The sequence below is a fragment of the Pedobacter gandavensis genome (genome assembly GCF_032678465.1).
GTDB classification, from domain to species: Bacteria; Bacteroidota; Bacteroidia; order Sphingobacteriales; family Sphingobacteriaceae; genus Pedobacter; species Pedobacter gandavensis_B.
The window spans coordinates 1-18,902 of record NZ_JAVTSK010000007.1 but is presented as its reverse complement, the minus strand read 5'-3'; the positions used below and the strand labels follow the sequence as shown (position 1 = coordinate 18,902).

The 18,902-nt window shown below is 38.7% G+C and carries 15 protein-coding genes; 9 read left to right on the top strand and 6 right to left on the bottom strand.

Features of this window, described 5'->3' with window-relative positions; translation table 11 throughout:
* Window positions 1-151 precede the first annotated feature (151 nt).
* The 3 genes from R2Q94_RS13815 (at window position 152) to R2Q94_RS13805 (ending at window position 4,061) form a co-directional block, all read left to right on the top strand.
* Window positions 152-1,702 carry a ribonuclease E/G gene (locus R2Q94_RS13815; protein ID WP_062550759.1) on the top strand — a complete coding sequence of 517 codons (1,551 nt, stop codon included), beginning with the start codon at window positions 152-154 and terminating at the stop codon, window positions 1,700-1,702.
* A 125-nt stretch (window positions 1,703-1,827) separates the two neighbouring features.
* A complete protein-coding gene (gene radA, locus R2Q94_RS13810; protein ID WP_316822056.1) occupies window positions 1,828-3,204 on the top strand; it encodes a DNA repair protein RadA in 1,377 nt (458 codons plus the stop codon).
* Window positions 3,205-3,593: 389 nt separating this feature from the next.
* Window positions 3,594-4,061, top strand: a complete 468-nt coding sequence (locus R2Q94_RS13805) for a DUF4920 domain-containing protein (RefSeq protein ID WP_316822055.1) — start codon at window positions 3,594-3,596, stop codon at window positions 4,059-4,061.
* Window positions 4,062-4,236: 175 nt separating this feature from the next.
* Here the strand turns inward: R2Q94_RS13805 and carB are convergent, their stop codons facing one another.
* Both carB and R2Q94_RS13795 read right to left on the bottom strand, forming a co-directional pair.
* On the bottom strand, window positions 4,237-7,053 hold the full coding sequence (gene carB, locus R2Q94_RS13800) for a carbamoyl-phosphate synthase large subunit (protein WP_316822054.1): 2,817 nt from the start codon (window positions 7,051-7,053) through the stop codon (window positions 4,237-4,239).
* A 232-nt stretch (window positions 7,054-7,285) separates the two neighbouring features.
* Window positions 7,286-7,603 carry a carboxypeptidase regulatory-like domain-containing protein gene (locus R2Q94_RS13795; protein WP_316822053.1) on the bottom strand — a complete coding sequence of 106 codons (318 nt, stop codon included), beginning with the start codon at window positions 7,601-7,603 and terminating at the stop codon, window positions 7,286-7,288.
* A gap of 339 nt (window positions 7,604-7,942) precedes the next feature.
* Between R2Q94_RS13795 and R2Q94_RS13790 the strand changes: the two genes are divergently transcribed.
* The 6 genes from R2Q94_RS13790 to R2Q94_RS13765 all read left to right on the top strand — a co-directional run bounded on the left by R2Q94_RS13790 (window position 7,943) and on the right by R2Q94_RS13765 (window position 14,347).
* Entirely contained in the window at window positions 7,943-8,467 is a 525-nt protein-coding gene (locus R2Q94_RS13790; RefSeq protein WP_316822052.1) for a hypothetical protein, read from the top strand.
* A 57-nt stretch (window positions 8,468-8,524) separates the two neighbouring features.
* Complete coding sequence (pnuC, locus tag R2Q94_RS13785) at window positions 8,525-9,142, top strand: nicotinamide riboside transporter PnuC (protein ID WP_316822051.1); 618 nt, start codon at window positions 8,525-8,527, stop codon at window positions 9,140-9,142.
* Entirely contained in the window at window positions 9,126-9,650 is a 525-nt protein-coding gene (locus R2Q94_RS13780) for an ATP-binding protein (protein WP_316822050.1), read from the top strand. Before pnuC ends, R2Q94_RS13780 begins: the two co-directional genes overlap by 17 nt.
* 290 nt (window positions 9,651-9,940) lie before the next feature.
* On the top strand, window positions 9,941-12,370 hold the full coding sequence (locus R2Q94_RS13775) for a TonB-dependent receptor (RefSeq protein ID WP_410478549.1): 2,430 nt from the start codon (window positions 9,941-9,943) through the stop codon (window positions 12,368-12,370).
* 5 nt (window positions 12,371-12,375) lie between these two features.
* Window positions 12,376-13,008, top strand: a complete 633-nt coding sequence (locus R2Q94_RS13770) for a thiamine phosphate synthase (protein ID WP_316822048.1) — start codon at window positions 12,376-12,378, stop codon at window positions 13,006-13,008.
* 64 nt (window positions 13,009-13,072) lie between these two features.
* Complete coding sequence (locus tag R2Q94_RS13765; protein WP_316822047.1) at window positions 13,073-14,347, top strand: MFS transporter; 1,275 nt, start codon at window positions 13,073-13,075, stop codon at window positions 14,345-14,347.
* Between the two features lie 39 nt (window positions 14,348-14,386).
* On the opposite strand, the gene R2Q94_RS13760 is transcribed toward R2Q94_RS13765, so the two are convergent.
* The 4 genes from R2Q94_RS13760 to nagA form a co-directional block, all read right to left on the bottom strand.
* The gene (locus R2Q94_RS13760; protein WP_316822046.1) at window positions 14,387-16,135 is read right to left on the bottom strand and encodes an ABC transporter ATP-binding protein; all 1,749 of its coding nucleotides are present in this window, start codon (window positions 16,133-16,135) and stop codon (window positions 14,387-14,389) included.
* A gap of 86 nt (window positions 16,136-16,221) precedes the next feature.
* Window positions 16,222-16,785 carry a ribosome recycling factor gene (frr, locus tag R2Q94_RS13755; RefSeq protein ID WP_316822045.1) on the bottom strand — a complete coding sequence of 188 codons (564 nt, stop codon included), beginning with the start codon at window positions 16,783-16,785 and terminating at the stop codon, window positions 16,222-16,224.
* 40 nt (window positions 16,786-16,825) lie between these two features.
* Window positions 16,826-17,533 (bottom strand): UMP kinase, encoded by a 708-nt coding sequence (gene pyrH, locus R2Q94_RS13750; protein ID WP_316822044.1) that lies wholly within the window; start codon window positions 17,531-17,533, stop codon window positions 16,826-16,828.
* A gap of 38 nt (window positions 17,534-17,571) precedes the next feature.
* Window positions 17,572-18,678 (bottom strand): N-acetylglucosamine-6-phosphate deacetylase, encoded by a 1,107-nt coding sequence (nagA, locus tag R2Q94_RS13745; RefSeq protein WP_316822043.1) that lies wholly within the window; start codon window positions 18,676-18,678, stop codon window positions 17,572-17,574.
* Window positions 18,679-18,902 lie beyond the last annotated feature (224 nt).

Sequence of the window (18,902 nt, the reverse complement as noted above, 5' to 3'; positions counted from 1 at the left end):
TAAGAAAAAACAGACATAAGAAAAAATAATTTTTCTTCATGTTTTGCTCAACAACTAAGGCTAGGATTTGATCGTAGCCTTAATTGTTGGTAGCAATATTTTTTTATTGTCCATGTGTTAATAAGGCGAATAGCCTTAAAATCTGTAGCTTTTGGTAAAGGAACTCATTATAGATTCATCTCCCTCGGGAGTAACCATAGCTTTAGTTGAAGACAAACAGCTTGTAGAACTTCATAAGGAACACATCAATAACAATTACGCCGTAGGCGATATTTATTTAGGCCGCATAAAAAAAATTATGCCGGGCCTGAATGCTGCGTTCGTTGATGTGGGTTACGAAAAGGATGCATTTTTGCATTATTTCGACCTTGGTCCACAAGTACAATCTTTAATTAAGCTTACTAAAATCAAGCGTAATGGCTCTGTTAGCGGAACTTTATTAGATAATTTCAAGCTAGAAGGAGACATTAACAAAGCTGGAAAGATATCTGAAGTGGTCAGCAAGAATCTTGTTTTACCAGTTCAAATCGCCAAAGAACCAATTTCAACAAAGGGACCACGTTTAAGTTCAGACTTATCTATAGCAGGACGCTATATTGTGCTGGTTCCCTTCTCTAATGTCATCTCAATTTCCAAAAAGATTAAAAGCAATACCGAACGTAATCGTCTAAAAAAGATTATCGAAAGTATCAAGCCTAAAAACTTTGGAGTGATCATTAGAACGGTTTCTGAAGGTAAAGGCGTTGCCGAACTTCAAAAAGACCTTTTAGACTCTGTGACTAAATGGGAAAACTTCATTAAAAAGTTGCCCGATGCAGAACCTTCAAAGCGTGTTTGGGGAGAGATGGACCGTACTTCCACGCTCATCCGTGACATTTTAAGTACCGACTTCACTAACGTTTATGTAAACGATAGTAATTTGTTCGAAGACATTCGTTCTTATGTACATGAAATCTCTCCTGAGATGGAGAAGATCGTTAAGATCTACAAGCATAAAGAGCCAATATTTGAACATTTTGGTATTGAAAAGCAAATTAAAAATGCTTTCGGAAAAACAGTAAACCTGGCCGGTGGCGCATACCTCGTGGTAGAACACACCGAAGCATTGCATGTAGTTGACGTAAATAGCGGAAACAGAACAGCAAGCAAAGAAAACCAGGAAGAAAATGCCCTTCAGGTAAATAAAGAAGCGGCGAAAGAAATTGCGAGACAATTGCGCTTACGCGACATGGGTGGTATTGTAGTGATCGATTTCATCGATATGCACAAACCCGCAAACCGTAAGATGTTGTTTGATTATCTAAAGGAACTCATGCTCCTGGATCGTGCGAAACATACCATTCTTCCTCCAAGTAAGTTTGGCCTTGTTCAAATCACACGTCAGCGTGTTAGACCGGAGATGAACATCGTAACCAGTGAAAAATGCCCAACCTGTGACGGTACGGGTGAAATTAAGGCAAGTATTGTATTGATGGATGATATCGAGAACAATCTGACCTATATTTTGCAGGAGCAAAACGAAAAAAATATTACACTTTGTGTACACCCTTATATTGAGGCTTACATCAAAAAAGGGTTCATATCTTTACAATGGAAATGGTTCTTTAAATTCGGACAAAGAATCAAAATCAAAGCGGTTCCTTCTTATAACCTCACTGAATTCCATTTTATCTCGTCTAAAGACGAAGAGATTAAATTATAATCACGGTTAAATTTCTTTTAACAGGCCTGCTCCTTCCGGAACAGGCCTGTTTGCTTTAAGGACATTTTTAAACCACTCTTATTCCGAATTATCTTAAATTCGTACTTCATTAAAACTCCAATCAATTGGCTAAAACTAAATCAGCATATTTCTGTCAGAATTGCGGACATGAAGCAGCAAAATGGCTCGGTAAATGTCCATCTTGTAACGAATGGAATACTTTTGTGGAAGAAGTAATCGAAAAACCCGGCTCCAAAGTACCTGCCTGGAAAACGTCGACAACCACTACCAGGGTAAATAAACCCAACAAAGTAGATAATATTCCATCCATTATGGAAGAACGTATTTCAACAGGAGACCTGGAACTGGACCGCGTGTTAGGAGGCGGATTGGTAGCCGGTTCAGTTATTTTAATTGGCGGCGAGCCCGGAATTGGAAAATCAACGCTTCTGCTCCAGCTTGCTTTAAGTATCCCTGGCAAAAAGATCCTTTACATCTCCGGAGAAGAAAGTGAACAGCAGATCAAAATGAGAGCGGAAAGGATCACATCCAGTCCTACCTCACATTGTTACATCCTCACAGAAACTTCTACTCAGAATATTTTCAAACAAATTGAAGAACTAGAACCGGATCTACTCATCGTAGATTCCATCCAAACCCTTCATTCTTCCCATATTGACGCTACGCCAGGTAGTGTTTCACAAGTACGTGAATGTACCTCGGAGCTCTTAAGATTTGCCAAGGAAACAGACACACCCGTGTTCTTAATTGGCCATATCACAAAAGACGGCAGCATTGCCGGACCTAAAATACTGGAACATATGGTCGATACTGTACTGCAGTTTGAAGGCGACAGAAACCATGTATACCGAATTTTACGTTCCATCAAAAACCGTTTTGGTGCGGCTGCTGAACTGGGTATTTATGCCATGCATAGCACTGGGTTGAGACAGGTTTCCAATCCATCAGAGATTTTATTGTCACAAAGGGATGAGGAACTGAGTGGAATTGCGATTTCTGCCACCTTAGAAGGCGCCAGACCGATGTTAATTGAAACCCAGGCACTCGTTAGTACAGCGGCTTACGGAACTCCTCAGCGCTCCTCTAATGGCTTTGACACCAAAAGAATGAACATGCTGTTGGCTGTCCTTGAGAAAAGATGTGGTTTCAGGTTAAGTACCAGAGACGTATTCCTGAATATTGCAGGTGGGATCAAAGTTGAAGATCCAGCAATTGACCTCGCAATTTTAGTCGCAATCATCTCTTCACATGAAGATATATTTATCTCTTCTAAAATCTGTTTTGCAGCAGAGGTTGGTCTTTCCGGAGAAATCAGAGCGGTGAACAGGATAGAACAACGTATATCGGAGGCAGAAAAACTGGGATTTGAAAGGATCTTTATCTCCAACTACAACTTGAAAGGTTTAATCACCGAAAGATATAAAATAGAACTTAGCCCAGTCAGCAAAATTGAAGATGTATTTGCATTGCTATTTGGTTAAGAATACAATGTTTACAGGAGTAAGCCTGGAGTAAAACAAAGTAAATATGGATTATTTTCCCCATTATGTAGAAACGACAAACACACTTTCCACATATTGGGCAAAATATTCCTCAATCAGATTTATAGCAAAACCTCAAATTAACATCAAAAACAACTGATATTCAGATGTTTACAAAAAACCAGCCTGCCTTTAAAAAACCGGCCTATAAGTTGCCATAGATTAGACGTTAATCATTTATGATTTAACAACAATAGGGATGATTATCCTCGTTATCGATAGATAACGAGGATTTTTTGCTTTGTATCGTTTCCTATCGCGCCTATTCCAAAAAATATTTGATATTTTTACCGATAAGTAAAAGAAATTCAACATCTTAATTCAATCTCATGAAAAAAATATTATTAAGCTTGAGCTTTTCTGTATTGTCTATTTGTGCTATGGCACAGGACAGCAGCAGCCTTCCAGGAAGAGCTTTTGGAAGTGGTGTAACCACAGGCGATTTACTTCCGGTTTCGAAAATTGAATCTGCTATGGGCGACAAAAAAACTGCTGAGATGAAAATCACCGGAGAAGTAGTAGAAGTTTGCAAGAAAAAAGGCTGCTGGATGACCCTAAAGACACCTACGGGTGAAGCCATGCGCATCACATTCAAAGATTATGGTTTTTTTATGCCAATGGATATCGTTGGTAAGAAAGTAGCGCTTGATGGCATCGCAAAAAAACAAACCATCTCTGTAGAGACTTTACGCCATTATGCAGAAGATGCGCACAAATCTGCAGCAGAAGTTGCAAAAATTACCGCCCCTAAAAAAGAACTGGCCTTTGAGGCAAAAGGAGTAGTCATACTGGACTAAGCTTTATTTTTTTCAACTCTTCAACCTGTCCCTTTCGGACAGGTTTTTTATCTCATTTTACTATTTTCCGCCTATTATCCTGGCAAAAGATCAAGCCTTTATATATTCAGATATAAAAGCCTTGCTAAAAAAATTCTGGTAAAATAAAAAAGTCCCTTTCGGGACTTTTTTATTTTTATTTCGATAAGTACATCGATTTGTCTTTGTATAATTTTCTGAAGTAAGGATCTTCAAGGTCTTTAATAAACCTGATCGCTTCACCAGTAGATTTCATCTCTGGACCTAATTCCTTAACTACCTCAGGGAATTTATCAAAAGAGAATACAGGTTCTTTAATCGCATACCCTTTCAATTTTCTTTCAATTGTGAAATCTTTCAGTTTGTTCACACCCAACATCACTTTTGCAGCAATATTAATGTAAGGAACATCATAAGCCTTTGCAATGAAAGGAACTGTTCTCGAAGCCCTTGGATTCGCTTCGATTACATAAACTTTCTCGTCTTTTACTGCAAACTGAATGTTTAATAAACCGATTACGTTTAATGCTTTCGCAATTTTCCTAGAGTAGGTTTCCATATCATTCATTACCTTTTCAGATAAACTGAATGGCGGCAACACTGCGCTTGAATCACCAGAGTGGATACCTGCAGGCTCAATATGCTCCATTAAACCAACGATATGCACATCTTCACCATCACAAATAGAATCTGACTCCGTTTCTTCTGCACGATCCAGGAAATGGTCAATCAATACACGATTCCCAGGAAGATCACCCAATAGTTTAACTACTGCTTTCTCTAGGTCTTCGTCGTTGATCACAATACTCATGCCTTGTCCACCCAATACATAACTTGGTCTTACCAATACCGGGTATCCTACTTCTTTAGCAACAATGATCGCCTCCTCTGCATTTTCAGCAACACCATATTTTGGATAAGGAATTTCTAACTCTTTTAATAAGTCTGAAAAACGGCCCCTATCTTCCGCAACATCCATGTCGTTGTAAGCAGTACCAATAATTTTAATTCCATTCTCATGAAGCTTTTCAGCCATTTTCAACGCAGTCTGTCCACCCAATTGAACAATCACACCCACTGGTTTTTCCAGTTCAATGATTTCACGAACATGTTCCCAGAATACTGGCTCAAAGTATAACTTATCCGCCATATTGAAATCTGTAGAAACCGTCTCTGGGTTACAGTTGATCATGATCGCTTCAAATCCGCTTTCTTTAGCAGCCAGCAAACCATGTACGCAAGAGTAATCAAATTCAATTCCCTGACCGATGCGGTTAGGACCTGAACCCAATACAATTACTTTCTTGTTATCTGTTGGGGTCGATTCATTTTCCTCTTCGAATGTCGAGTAATAATATGGCGTTTGCGCTGCGAACTCCGCTGCACAGGTATCTACCATTTTATACACGCGTCTGATGCCTAAAGCTTTTCTGCGATCATAAACCTCATCCTCCGTTACATTACCTAATAAATAAGCAATCTGGATGTCAGAGAATCCCTTTTGTTTCAATGTGAAGAAGAAATCTTTAGGAATGTTATTCAATGAATACCTTTTTAGCTCAACTTCAAGATGTACTAAATCCTGAATCTGAGAAAGGAACCATTTATCGATTTTTGTCACCTTGCGGATCGATTCCAATGGAACGCCCATAGTCATCGCATCTTTAATTAAGAACAGACGATTCCAGCTTGGATGCTCTAAACCGTGCATAATCTCATCGATACTTCTGTTATGTTTACCATCTGCACCTAATCCAGCTCTACCTATTTCTAAACTCTGGCAAGCTTTCTGTAAGGCTTCGATAAAGGTACGTCCGATGGACATTACCTCTCCTACTGATTTCATCTGCAATCCAAGTTCCATGTTAGCACCTTTGAATTTATCAAAGTTCCAACGAGGTACTTTTACGATTACATAGTCTAATGTAGGCTCGAAGTAAGCTGAAGTTGTTTTCGTAATCTGGTTTTCAATCTCATCTAAGTTATAGCCGATGGCTAATTTAGAAGCGATTTTTGCGATCGGATATCCTGTTGCTTTACTCGCTAAGGCCGAAGAGCGTGATACCCTAGGGTTAATTTCGATCGCAATAATATCATCATTATCAGGATTCACAGAGAACTGAACATTACAGCCTCCTGCAAAAGTTCCAATGGCACGCATCATTTTAATTGCCTGGTTACGCATTTCCTGGTAACAACGATCTGATAATGTCATTGCTGGCGCCACAGTGATCGAGTCGCCGGTATGGATACCCATTGGATCAAAGTTCTCAATTGAACAAATGATGATCACATTGTCGTTGCTATCTCTCAGCAATTCCAATTCATATTCTTTCCATCCAATTACAGCTTTCTCTACCAGTACTTCATGCGTTGGAGAAGCTTCCAATCCACGCTGTAAAGCATGGTCGAATTCTTCTTTCTTATGCACAAAACCACCACCTGAACCGCCTAATGTGTAAGAAGGACGAATTACCAATGGATAACCGATTTCCTGAGCGGCTTCTTTACCTTCCAAGAAGGAGTTTGCAATCTTCGATGGTGCAACACCAACACCTATATCAATCATTAATTGACGGAAGGATTCTCTGTTTTCAGTTTTCTCAATCGCGGCCACATCGACCCCGATCACTCTAACACCATATTTTTCCCAAACACCACGTTCTTCTGCTTCTTTACAAAGATTCAAAGCGGTTTGTCCGCCCATGGTAGGTAAAACTGCATCGATTTTTCTTTCGATTAGGATTTGCTCAATCGAGTCTACCGTTAAAGGCCAAAGGTACACATGGTCCCCAATCACCTTGTCGGTCATGATGGTTGCAGGATTAGAGTTGATGATGGAAACTTCAATTCCCTCTTCCTTTAAGGATAAGGCAGCTTGAGATCCTGAATAATCAAATTCACAGGCTTGACCAATGATAATAGGTCCCGATCCGATAATTAATACTGAGCGTATGGAGGTGTCTTTAGGCATAAGGCTTTAAAAAGTCTAAAGTTATATAAGTGAAATTGGTAATAATTGCATTCTAAAAGACCAGAATAGTCTAGAGATTATCTCTGCAGTGCGAGGGAAATATCCCGACTCTTCCGTCGGGATGCAAAGTTACGTTTTTGATCCTTAAAAATATGCTGTTTTTTAAAAAACAGTTTAAATAAAAAAGGTGCTCTGAAATTAACCTAAAGCCCTTTTAATCATTTACTATAAATTACTGCAGTAATTTAATCTCTCCAACATCAGTTGTGGCGCTATCAACCACCGCAACATTCTCTATTGATGTGTCTTTATATGGTGGGTTAGCCTTCACCATAATGGTGTAATTTTGAGCTTTAACCTTGCTGAAAACAAAACTTCCACTATTCACTGTTGCGTGTAAAGTATCTCTACCAGAAATAGCCAATACTTGGGCCGCTCCTTCTGCCGGATTTACTTTCCCTTGAATTCCTCCTTCTCTACTGGCTGAAAATGCCAATAAAGCCCCTGAAAGCCCTGCCACTATGATAAAATTCAATTTAAGCCTTTTCATTATGATCAATTTTAGATTTAAATTATTTAGATTTTTACAATGATAAATACAAGTGGCACAACATAATGTTTTAATAGCATGGAGCCTAAGTCTACATTCCGACTATCTGTTCCTAAATTATAAACGTCATATTTTTCATTTAGTATCCGATGAATTCAAATCCCCCCTCAATTCGAATAGGTAAGTTCAATGATCATAATTTGCCGATCAGCAAAAAATTCACTACTTATTCTGAATTAGAGAAAACACGTCTGAAAACACTCCATAATACAATTTGGAACAACATTTGCCGTTCCTATGTGAAATATACCGTATCAAATGACAACAATGTACAACCCAATGAAAAAACTATTCCCTGTAGTAATAGCAACAATAGTGCTACTTTCCAGCTGTGCTACAGTACAATCCCTAATAAAATCTTCCTTTCCATATAATGCAACTGTAGTTATTCCTGCTGGTTCAAAAAGCAACACTTTAATCTCAGCAAGCTCTGCAGCAACAAGCTTTGATCAGGTTTTTGGAAATCAAAATGGTACAGATTATGTAAAAGAGATCAGAATTGCTTCTGCAAAAATGGAGGCCAGTAATCCAGCTAGTAAAAGTTTAGGAATGTTCAAGTCTGTAAAGTTATTTATAGCCAATGAAAAAGGTGAAGAGGTTATGGTTGCTTCCAGAAGTGATGTACAACAAAATATAGGTACTGGATTAGTATTAGATATTGACAATTCACGCTTTCTGGATAATTATGTGAGAGGAACCAGTTTACGCATCAGAATGGAATATATCTTAAGAGATAAAACAACTACCGACGTAAGTGTTCGTGTATCATTGAGCTTTAGCACCTCCCCAAAAACAAACAATTAACCCATTTCCCATCCCGCTTTATGTTGCAAATAATTTTAGGATAACTACTTTTGGCTCATGTTAATTCTTGAGTCTTCATTTTTTCAGTTAATTGCCGATCAGTTTGTTCATACCAGCTGGCTGGAATGGCTAGGAGTAATATCCGGATTTATTTGCATTTACCTGGCTACAAAAGAAAATGTACTCAGTTGGCCAATTTCCATCATTAGCGTAATTGCCTATGCATGGGTGTTTTTTGATGCTAAGATGTATGGAGATATGTCCTTGCAATTCTATTTCCTATTTACGGCATTTTATGGCTGGTATTTTTGGATGAAGAAAAAGCAAGTTGATGATAAGCCGGTGACCAATTTATCTACAAAAGGATGGTGGCTTGCGATAGGATCCGTGATTTTCTTATCCTTAATAATGGGACTATTTCTGGATCACTTTACAGATACCAACGTACCCTACGAAGATGGATTCTGTACTGCGCTAAGTTTTGTTGCTCAGCTGATGCTAACGAGAAAAATTTTACAAAATTGGATACTATGGATTGTGGTTGACCTTTGCTATATCCCATTATACATTTATAAAAATCTAAATTTAAGTGCCATTTTTTATGCTTTCCTGGTCGCAATTGCCATCAAGGGATATATAGACTGGAGAAAAACGTACCGTGAACAAACAAATTAAGAAAATCGCCATCGTCGGGCCGGAAAGTACAGGTAAGTCAACTATTGCTCAACAACTAGCCAGACATTATCACACACATTGGGTACCCGAATACGCACGTTACTATTGTGCCGCCTTAACAGCAGCCTGCAATTTACAGGATGAAATAAATATGTACCATGGTCAACTGGCTTTAGAAGAGTCTATTCTGGCCATCGCAGAAAAAGATCTGGTGTTTTGTGATACTACTTTTATCACGGTTAAGATTTGGAGTGATGAAGTTTTTGGAAATACTCCGGAAGTGGTACTTAATGCCTTGCCTCTTCATACTTACGACTTATACCTGCTCATGGATATAGATCTCCCCTGGCAAGAAGATCCACTGCGTGATTTCCCCCATAAACGGGAACACTTTATGCAGGTATGGCACCAGGAACTTCAAAACTTAAATGCAAACTATATAGTCGTTAATGGAACAAAGGAGCGATTAAATAATGCGATTAAGGCAGTAGAATCCTTCCTTAAATAAGAAGATCAATCTATCCTAAAAAACGTCCAATAAGAGATCTCTAGTGGAGATTCAATTTTTATCAATACCTTTACCCCATCAAAAAGGGGTGCCTTGTTTTGTAAAAAACACAAAAACGGGCTGAGAGCATACCCATTATATCTACAAACAGATATATGCACCTGATCCGGATAATGCCGGCGGAGGGATTGGAGTTATGGAGTTTAACTGGGCTGTAAGTGCCCCCTTACTTACAGTGGTTTAACTAAAAAAACAAAAAATTGAAAAAGTTATTGACCATAGCGCTAGCTATGTTGTTACTGCCTGTATTAACAAAGGCACAGTTTAGTATTTCAGGAGTAATTTCCGAAACAAGTCAACAGGTACTGCCAGGTGCAACGATCCGTTTAAAAGGAAAATCCTTTGGTGTTACTACGGATAGTAAGGGAAAATACCATTTAAAAAATCTTAAAGCAGGAAATTACACGCTTGTAGTGAGCTTCATCGGTTTCCAAACCACAGAGAGAAATCTGGAACTAAAAGGAGATCTGGTAGAAAACATCACCTTAAAACCAGCCGAATTTCTGGCAGACGAAGTGATTGTTAACGCCACGCGTGCGAACGACAAATCAGCAACTACCTATAAAAACATCAGCAAAGCTGAAATTCAGGAAAATAACTTCGGACAAGATCTGCCCTTTATCTTAAATAATACGCCAGGTGTGGTTGTAACCTCAGATGCAGGTGCAGGAGTGGGTTATACAGGAATCCGAATCAGAGGTAGCGATGCCAGTAGAATCAACGTCACTATTAATGGAATTCCATATAACGATAGTGAAAGCCAGGGTATCTTTTGGGTCAATATGCCGGATTTTGCTTCTTCGATAGAAAATGTACAAATTCAACGTGGTGTTGGAACCTCAACTAATGGTGCTGGTGCTTTTGGTGGAAGTTTAAATATCCAAACCACAGCTCCTTCAGCTGACGCTTATGCTGAACTAAACAATACTTATGGCTCATTCAATACCCTTAAAAACACCATAAAACTTGGGACGGGTCTGATTGACAATAAATGGAGTTTCGATGGTCGCCTTTCCAGAATAAAGTCTGATGGCTTTATCGATCGCGCAGCCTCTAATCTAAAATCATACTATCTTTCCGGTGCCTATCACGGTAAAAATGAACTGCTTCGTCTGAATGTTTTCTCTGGAACTGAAAAAACATACCAGGCCTGGGATGGTATTCCTGAAGCACGATTAAAAGGAGATGTTCAAGGAATGATTGATTTCAGCAATCGTCAGGGTTTTACCGAAGCGCAAAAACAACACCTATTAAACTCAGGAAATAGAACTTATAACTCATTTACCTATAAAGACCAGACAGATAATTACGCCCAAAACCATTATCAAGCATTGTATGCCAAGCAGTTTAACGATAAGTTCTCTTTCAATACAGCGCTACACTACACTGATGGAAAGGGTTATTTTGAAGAGTTCAAACTGGATCAGAAACTTAGCAAATATGGTTTACCACCCATGAATGCAGATGGTGCGGTTCAAAAACGAACGGATTTGATTCGTCGTCGTTGGTTAGATAATGATTTTTATGGCGCTACTTATGCGTTTAATTACAAGGCACAATCAAACTTGAATTTCACATTTGGCGGTGCTTACAATGAATATAGAGGGAAACATTTTGGACAAGTTATCTGGGCAAAATATCCTTCTACCAGCAATAATTCAGACCATTACTATGATGGTAAGGGAAACAAAAATGATTTCAATACCTATGGGAAAGTAAGCTATAGTCCAATTGAGCAACTGAGTCTTTTCGCCGACCTCCAATACAGAAGCGTAAACTATAAAATCTCCGGAACGGACAAAAATCTTAGATCCTTAGATTTCAACAACACCTATCACTTTTTCAATCCAAAATTTGGTGCAACCTATTTCCTAAATGAACAAAGCAATCTTTATACTTCATTTAGTGTAGCGAATAAAGAACCGAATCGTGATGACTTCACAAATCTTAAAGTGGGCCTCCCTTCACCAAAGGCAGAGCGTCTACATGATGTGGAAGCGGGTTACCGTTATAAAGAAAACAGACTTAATTTGGGTGTAAATATATACGGGATGTTCTATAAAGACCAATTAATCTTTACTGGAGAGATCAATGAATTCGCAGATGCTTATCGTCAGAATGTAGATAAAAGTTACCGAATGGGCTTTGAGCTGGATGCTTCTTACATCCTAAGCTCACATTTTGCGGTCAATGCCAACGCTGCATTTAGCAAAAATAAAATTCAGAACTACGTTGATTATGTAACCCAATATGAAGATGATGGTACAGAAACCTTAATCACCTCAAACTACAAGAACACAGATATCTCCTTTTCCCCAAAATCTGTTATTGGAGGAGAGCTTGTTTACAAACCTTTCAAAGGATTTGCTGCGGCTTTACAAAGCAAATTTGTCGGTAAACAATACCTGGATAATACCCAGAACGACAGTAGAAAACTGGATGCCTATTGGGTAAATAACTTAAGGTTAGGATACGATTTCCAGGTAAAGGGCATTAAAAACATCAACCTTGGATTATTGGTGAACAATATCTTCAATGAAAAATATGAAAGCAATGGATACACCTATAGCACTGCTTATCAAAACAATGTCACTACAGAGAATTTTTATTATGCCCAGGCCGGAACTAATTTTTTACTTTCGCTAAATTTCAAATTCTAACATTTATGAAGAAGTTCGTCGAAAAGCTACATTTTATAACACATGATATCCATCAACATAGCCATATTGAACAAGCAAATATCGCTTGTAGTGCAGGCGCAAAATGGATCCAATACCGCTGTCTAACTAAAAATGATGATGAACTTTTGAAAGATATCAATACAATTGCAGATATCTGTGACGATTGGGGAGCGACCTTAATTGTTACAGATCACATTCATCTGAATGGGAAGGCAGACATTCAGGGCTTTCACATAGAGGATATGGATGCTGATTTTGTAAAACTTCGGGAGCAACTCGGAGAAGCAATCACCATTGGGGGATCTTCCAACACTTTGGGGGGGTTAATTAGATTAGCAGAAGAAGGAGCAGATTATGCCGGATTCGGACCATTTTACACAACGACCACCAAACCTAACAATGCGCCTTTACTGGGTGTGGAAGGATATGCCAGGGCGATGCAAGCGCTAAAAGCAAAATCTATTGATTTACCTGTACTTGCTGTTGGTGGCATCAGCTTAAGCGATATAGACCCTTTAATGGCAACTGGAATTTTTGGAATTGCCGCTTCTGCCGCGATTAATCAGGCTGAAGATATGAGTGCTGCGTATAGCGCTTTTTATGACAACATTATGTAATATTTTTTTGGCAAGTGTATGTTATTGAAATACCATAACATACATTTGTTAAAAAAACACCTTCTTGGAAGCCCATAAATTTACCGAAAAACCAGACCCATACGCTGCACTCCGATACCCGGAATTTCGATCTTACCTCGGAATGCGTTTCTTTTTCACCTTTGCCTATCAAATGCAGGCGGTCATTATTGGATTTCATATTTACCACCTCACAAAAGATCCCCTGGCACTTGGACTTGTCGGACTTTGCGAGGCTATTCCTGCTATATGCATTGCCTTATATGGCGGCTATGTAGCTGATAAATCAGAAAAAAGAGGTCTCCTGCTCAAAATTTTTAGTGGAGTATTCCTTTGCTCTCTCATCATGCTGATTGTAACCATCCCACAAATGCATGTTTATGTTCCGGAACAATATATCGTACCCATTATGTATCTGATGGTATTTGGAATTGGGATTGCCAGAGGTTTTTTCAGTCCGGCAACCTTCTCCCTAATGGCACAAATCATCCCTAAAAGACTTTATCCCAATTCGAGTACATGGAACAGTTCCAGCTGGCAGGCCGCCTCTATTTTAGGTCCGGCTGCAGGGGGATTGATTTATGGCTTCTATGGAATTACTACGACCTACTGTGTCATACTTTCATTCATTGGAATTGCACTTGTTTGTATCCTTTTCTTAAAAACTCATCCTCCTACCTATATTCCAAAAGAAAGCATCGTCAAAAGTCTAACTGAAGGTGTTCATTTTGTCTTTAGAAACAAAATGATGCTGGGGGCGATGAGCTTAGACCTCTTCTCCGTTTTCTTCGGTGGAGCAGTGGCCCTACTCCCAGTATTCGCAAATGATATCTTGAAAGTAGGATCTGAAGGACTCGGTTTTATGCGTGCAGCTGCTTCAAGTGGTGCTGTTATAACCATGTTAGCCATGACCCGCTTCTCACCAATGAACAAGCCATGGCGTAATCTTTTAATTGCAGTCACCGGTTTTGGAACCAGTATTATCTGTTATGGCTTATCGAAAAACTTCTATTTAACCTTATTATTTTTATTCATGGAAGGAGCCTTCGACAGCATCAGTGTCATTATCCGATCTACCATTATGCAATTGCTTACACCAGATGAAATGCGTGGTAGAGTATCCGCCGTCAACAGCATGTTTATTGGCTCTTCTAATGAAATTGGTGCTTTTGAGTCTGGTCTCACAGCAAAACTCATGAGAACAGTGCCAGCAGTCGTATTTGGAGGAAGTATGACCATTTTAGTAGCCGGAATCACCTACTTAAAGACCAAAGGAATGATGAAGTTAACATTGCAGGACATCAATGATCAACAAAATTAACCCCATCAACCTAGTCCGAATATTTATTTAAACCTGAGATTAGTATTCTATTCTTTCTCCTACCTGTTGTCTCCACATGGCATAGTATAATCCTGTTTCAGCCAATAAGTCCTCATGTTTACCCTGCTCAATGATATGGCCACGTTCCAAAACAAAAATGCGGTCTGCATGACGAATTGTAGAGAGTCTGTGTGCTATTAAAATCGTAATATGATTCGTTTGTAAAGAAATATCCCGGATTGTTGCTGTAATTTCTTCCTCTGTTAGGGAATCTAAAGAAGATGTTGCTTCATCAAAAACCAGAATATCTGGTCTTCTTAATAATGCTCTCGCAATAGACAAACGTTGCTTTTCTCCACCAGAAACCTTCACCCCGCCTTCACCAATGACTGTATCTAACCCTTTATCAGCGCGAGCCAAAAGATTGTTACACGCTGCTTGTTTCATCACCCTTAAGCAATCCTCATCGGTAGCATCTGGTCTCACGAATTGTAAATTCTCCCGGATTGTTCCCGAGAACAGCTGCGTATCCTGGGTTACAAAACCAATCTTTTCTCTTAACATGTCCAGATCTATCGCTTTACTCGAAGTATTATTGTAAAGTACATCCCCTTCCATTGGCTGATAAAGACCTACTAAAAGTTTAACCAAAGTAGTTTTTCCAGATCCAGAAGGCCCTACAAAAGCGATCGTCTCCCCATTATGAGTATGGAAATTAATATCATTCAAGGCGTTATGTTTACCGGTTAGGTGTCTAAAATTAACATCCTTAAATTCGAGCCTCGTAATTTTCTCCAATTTAACGGGATTTAGTGGCTTTTCATCTATTGGCGTACTTAAAATCTTCTTGAAATTACCCAGAGAGACTTCCGCTTCTCTCCAGGAAAGGATCACATTTCCTAGTTCCTGTAAAGGCCCAAAGAGAAAGAACGAATAGAAAAGGAAGGAAAAATATTGTCCCGCAGAAATGGTATTTTCAAAAATGAGGATCAATAGCACCACCACCATTGTACTCCGAACAAAATTAACTGTTGTTCCTTGTACAAAACTCATACTCCTTACATATTTGACCTTTCTTAATTCCAAGCCTAAAATCTTATAGGTGGTTTTATTCAGTCTTTCAATCTCCTGATTGGCCAGACCTAAACTTTTCACTAATTCAATATTCCTTAGAGATTCAGTTGTAGAGCCTGCTAAAGCTGTTGTCTCTGCTACTATCGTTCTTTGAATCGTTTTAATTTTCCTGCTTAGATACCAGCTCACAAAGCTAATGATGGGAATTGCAGAAAAATAGACCAGTGTTACTTTATAGCTTACCGTTACTGAATACACGATTACGAATACCATTCCAATTAAACTGACAAAGAGAATACTAATAAAGGCCGTGATAAATTTCTCAGAATCAAGTCTCACCTTTTGTAAAATACCAAGTGTTTCTCCGCTTCGTTGATCTTCAAATACCTGATAAGGTAATTCAAGCGAATGCTTTAATCCATCTGCATACATACTTGCGCCAACTTTTTGAACGATGATACTAGTAAAGTAATCCTGAAAATTCTTTGCAATTCTTGAAACCATAGCAGCTCCTACACTTAGCCCCACTAGGCCAAGCACTCCCCAGACAAATTCACTTCTATTCAATACATCTTTCTTTTGAATGAATTCGTCAACAATTCGTCCGGTAATATATGGGTCCAATAAGGAAAACCCAATGTTGATTGCGGCCAATAAAAGCGCCAATACAACCACCCATTTATGAGCACGTAAATATTCGAGTAGTAATTTCATTTAATTAAATCTAGCCAAAAATAAATAAAGGGAATGAAGCATTGGCTCCATTCCCTTTAAATTACAAGTAAATTATAAATCAGGACTTAAACAGTCATGATATCTTTTTCTTTTGCTTCTGCATGCTTATCAACTTTAATAATATATGCGTCAGTTATTTTTTGCACTTCGCCTTCTCCGGTTTTGATTTCATCATCAGAAACGCTTTCAGCTTTTAACTTTTTAATTTTCTCGTTAGCATCTTTACGAATATTACGAATGGTAATTTTTCCACGTTCAGCTTCTTCTTTTACCTTTTTAACAAGATCTCTTCTACGCTCTTCAGTAAGTGGAGGAACAACTAAGCGGATCACCACACCATCATTCTGAGGATTGATACCAATGTTTGCTTCCATGATCGCACGTTCAATAGGAACTAACATATTTTTTTCCCAAGGCTGAACCAGTATCGTACGTGCATCTGGCGTATTGATACTTGCCACTTGAGATAAACCAGTCGCACTACCATAGTAATCTACAAATATGCCGTCTAACATTCCTGCAGAAGCTTTTCCTGCACGAATTTTTGTTAATTCAGCTTCACAATGGTCAATAGCCTTGTCCATGTTTGCCTGAGCATCTTGTAGTTGTTTCTTTATGAGGTCATTCATGTTTTGTAAAATTTAACCAAAAATATAAAATTTATTAGAATCAGGCTTTAACTAGTGTCCCAATCTCTTCTCCCTTGGCAATTTTCATGAAATTACCTGTTTTATTCATATCAAAAACGATAATCGGAAGTTCATTTTCTTCACACAGGGTGAAGGCAGTCATATCCATTACGTTTAGACCTTTATCGTAAACTTCTTTGAAAGAGATCTTTTCGTATTTAATTGCGGTCGGATCTTTTTCAGGATCTGCAGTATAAATACCATCCACTCTTGTTCCTTTGAGAACCACATCAGCTTTAATTTCGATGGCTCTTAAAGCAGCTGCTGAATCAGTTGTGAAATAAGGGTTACCTGTACCAGCACCAAAGATCACCACGCGACCTTTTTCAAGGTGACGCACTGCTCTTCTACGAATAAATGGTTCACAAATTTGCTCCATTTTAATAGCAGTAAGCAATCGGGTTTTCAGTCCAACTTTTTCCAATGCATCTTGCAGAGCCATACTGTTGATTACGGTAGCCAACATACCCATATAATCAGCTTGTGCACGGTCCATGCCAGACTTTTCGGCACTTAAACCTCTAAAAATATTACCCCCTCCAATAACTATAGCTATTTCAAGGCCTTCATCATGTACCGCTTTAATGTCTTCAGCGTACTGTCTAACACGCTCATTATCAATACCATATTGTTTATCGCCCATCAGCGACTCGCCACTTAATTTCAGCAGAATCCGTTTATACTTCATGAGTCCAAAAATAACTATTTGTTTTAATTAATCAGGGTTCAAATGTGTAAACCCTTTACAAAAACTTTCTTTAGCTGCAGCTCGGGAGATAAAAACACTAAATCAGCATCATTACCAACATCTAGAGCCCCTTTTTTAGATAAAATACCCATTAATAGTGCTGGATTTTTTGAGGCGAGTTTTAGGGCTTCTACTAATGGAATATCGCAATGGTTTATACAATTTTGAACCGCTTCTAAAAGAGTGATATTTGAACCTGACAGCGTACCATCTGTGGTCACAAATTTATCCCCTCTCAATTCATGTTGATAAGGTCCGATACCACATGCAGTTACGGCATCAGTAATTAAGAACAACCGGTCTTTCATCGCTTTATATGTCATCTTCAGCACTTCAAAATCCACATGGCAACCATCCGCAATAATACTTGCCATAGCAGTTGGATGATTCATGGCTGCTACAGGCAGATTAGGCGCCCTGTGGTGAATCGACGGCATTGCATTGAACAAATGGGTCGTTGTCTTAAATCCATTGTTATAAGCGTCCATAGCCTGTTTAAAATCGGCATCACTATGTCCCAACGAAAGTACTATTCCCTGGTCAACCAGATAATTGATTACTTCCTCATCTTGTAATTCAGCTGCTATCGTCATCATTTTAACTGTCCCATCCGCATAATCCAAAAGATGTTTGACTTCATCCAGCGTCGCTTTATATATATATTTTTCAATATGTGCGCCTCTACGCTTAGGATTGATATAAGGTCCTTCCAAATGGAGTCCTAAAAAACCATTGGCCTGATTACGGTAAGCCTTTGCTGCATCCAGACATTGATAAACTATCTCTGGACTATTCGTTGCCACACATGCTAAAAAGCCGGTGGTGCCCTTAGTCATCAAGTCCTCATCCATTTGTTTTAATGTATCAGCAGTCGGATAAGCAGAAAACAGGTTGCCCCCACTACCATAAATCTGAAGATCTATAAAACCAGGACTCACATAATCTCCTGCAGCATCAATAATTTTATATCCCTCTGGTACGACCTCATTCGAGATTCGTTTGATTTTTCCGTCTTCAATAAAAATAGTTTGACCCTGTATTAACAGATCCTCATTAAAAAACTGGCTATTGGTTATCGCAATCATAATTAGATGTCTTTAAGAAAGTCAAATATAAGCGAGTAGTTTAGATATCAATAAAAAAATTACGCCAGGAACAACAATGCGTTTTTATTGTATTTAAGAATAGATCAAAAGTACAACTAAGAGTATAATAATAAAGTTTGCTAAGCTCAAAACACAAGCTGAATTGAATAACCGTGATTAAAAGAAACAGTAGAATTGATCCACTACTGGAATGATCTTCAGAC

Bases quoted from the DNA above. Each gene is read 5' to 3' on its own strand.
- R2Q94_RS13805 (WP_316822055.1), top strand. From the start codon at position 3,594: ATGAAAAAAATATTATTAAGCTTGAGCTTTTCTGTATTGTCTATTTGT.
- carB (WP_316822054.1), bottom strand. From the start codon at position 7,053: ATGCCTAAAGACACCTCCATACGCTCAGTATTAATTATCGGATCGGGA.
- R2Q94_RS13795 (WP_316822053.1), bottom strand. From the start codon at position 7,603: ATGAAAAGGCTTAAATTGAATTTTATCATAGTGGCAGGGCTTTCAGGG.
- R2Q94_RS13790 (WP_316822052.1), top strand. From the start codon at position 7,943: ATGAAAAAACTATTCCCTGTAGTAATAGCAACAATAGTGCTACTTTCC.
- pnuC (WP_316822051.1), top strand. From the start codon at position 8,525: ATGTTAATTCTTGAGTCTTCATTTTTTCAGTTAATTGCCGATCAGTTT.
- R2Q94_RS13775 (WP_410478549.1), top strand. From the start codon at position 9,941: ATGTTGTTACTGCCTGTATTAACAAAGGCACAGTTTAGTATTTCAGGA.
- R2Q94_RS13770 (WP_316822048.1), top strand. From the start codon at position 12,376: ATGAAGAAGTTCGTCGAAAAGCTACATTTTATAACACATGATATCCAT.
- R2Q94_RS13760 (WP_316822046.1), bottom strand. From the start codon at position 16,135: ATGAAATTACTACTCGAATATTTACGTGCTCATAAATGGGTGGTTGTA.
- frr (WP_316822045.1), bottom strand. From the start codon at position 16,785: ATGAATGACCTCATAAAGAAACAACTACAAGATGCTCAGGCAAACATG.
- pyrH (WP_316822044.1), bottom strand. From the start codon at position 17,533: ATGAAGTATAAACGGATTCTGCTGAAATTAAGTGGCGAGTCGCTGATG.
- nagA (WP_316822043.1), bottom strand. From the start codon at position 18,678: ATGATTGCGATAACCAATAGCCAGTTTTTTAATGAGGATCTGTTAATA.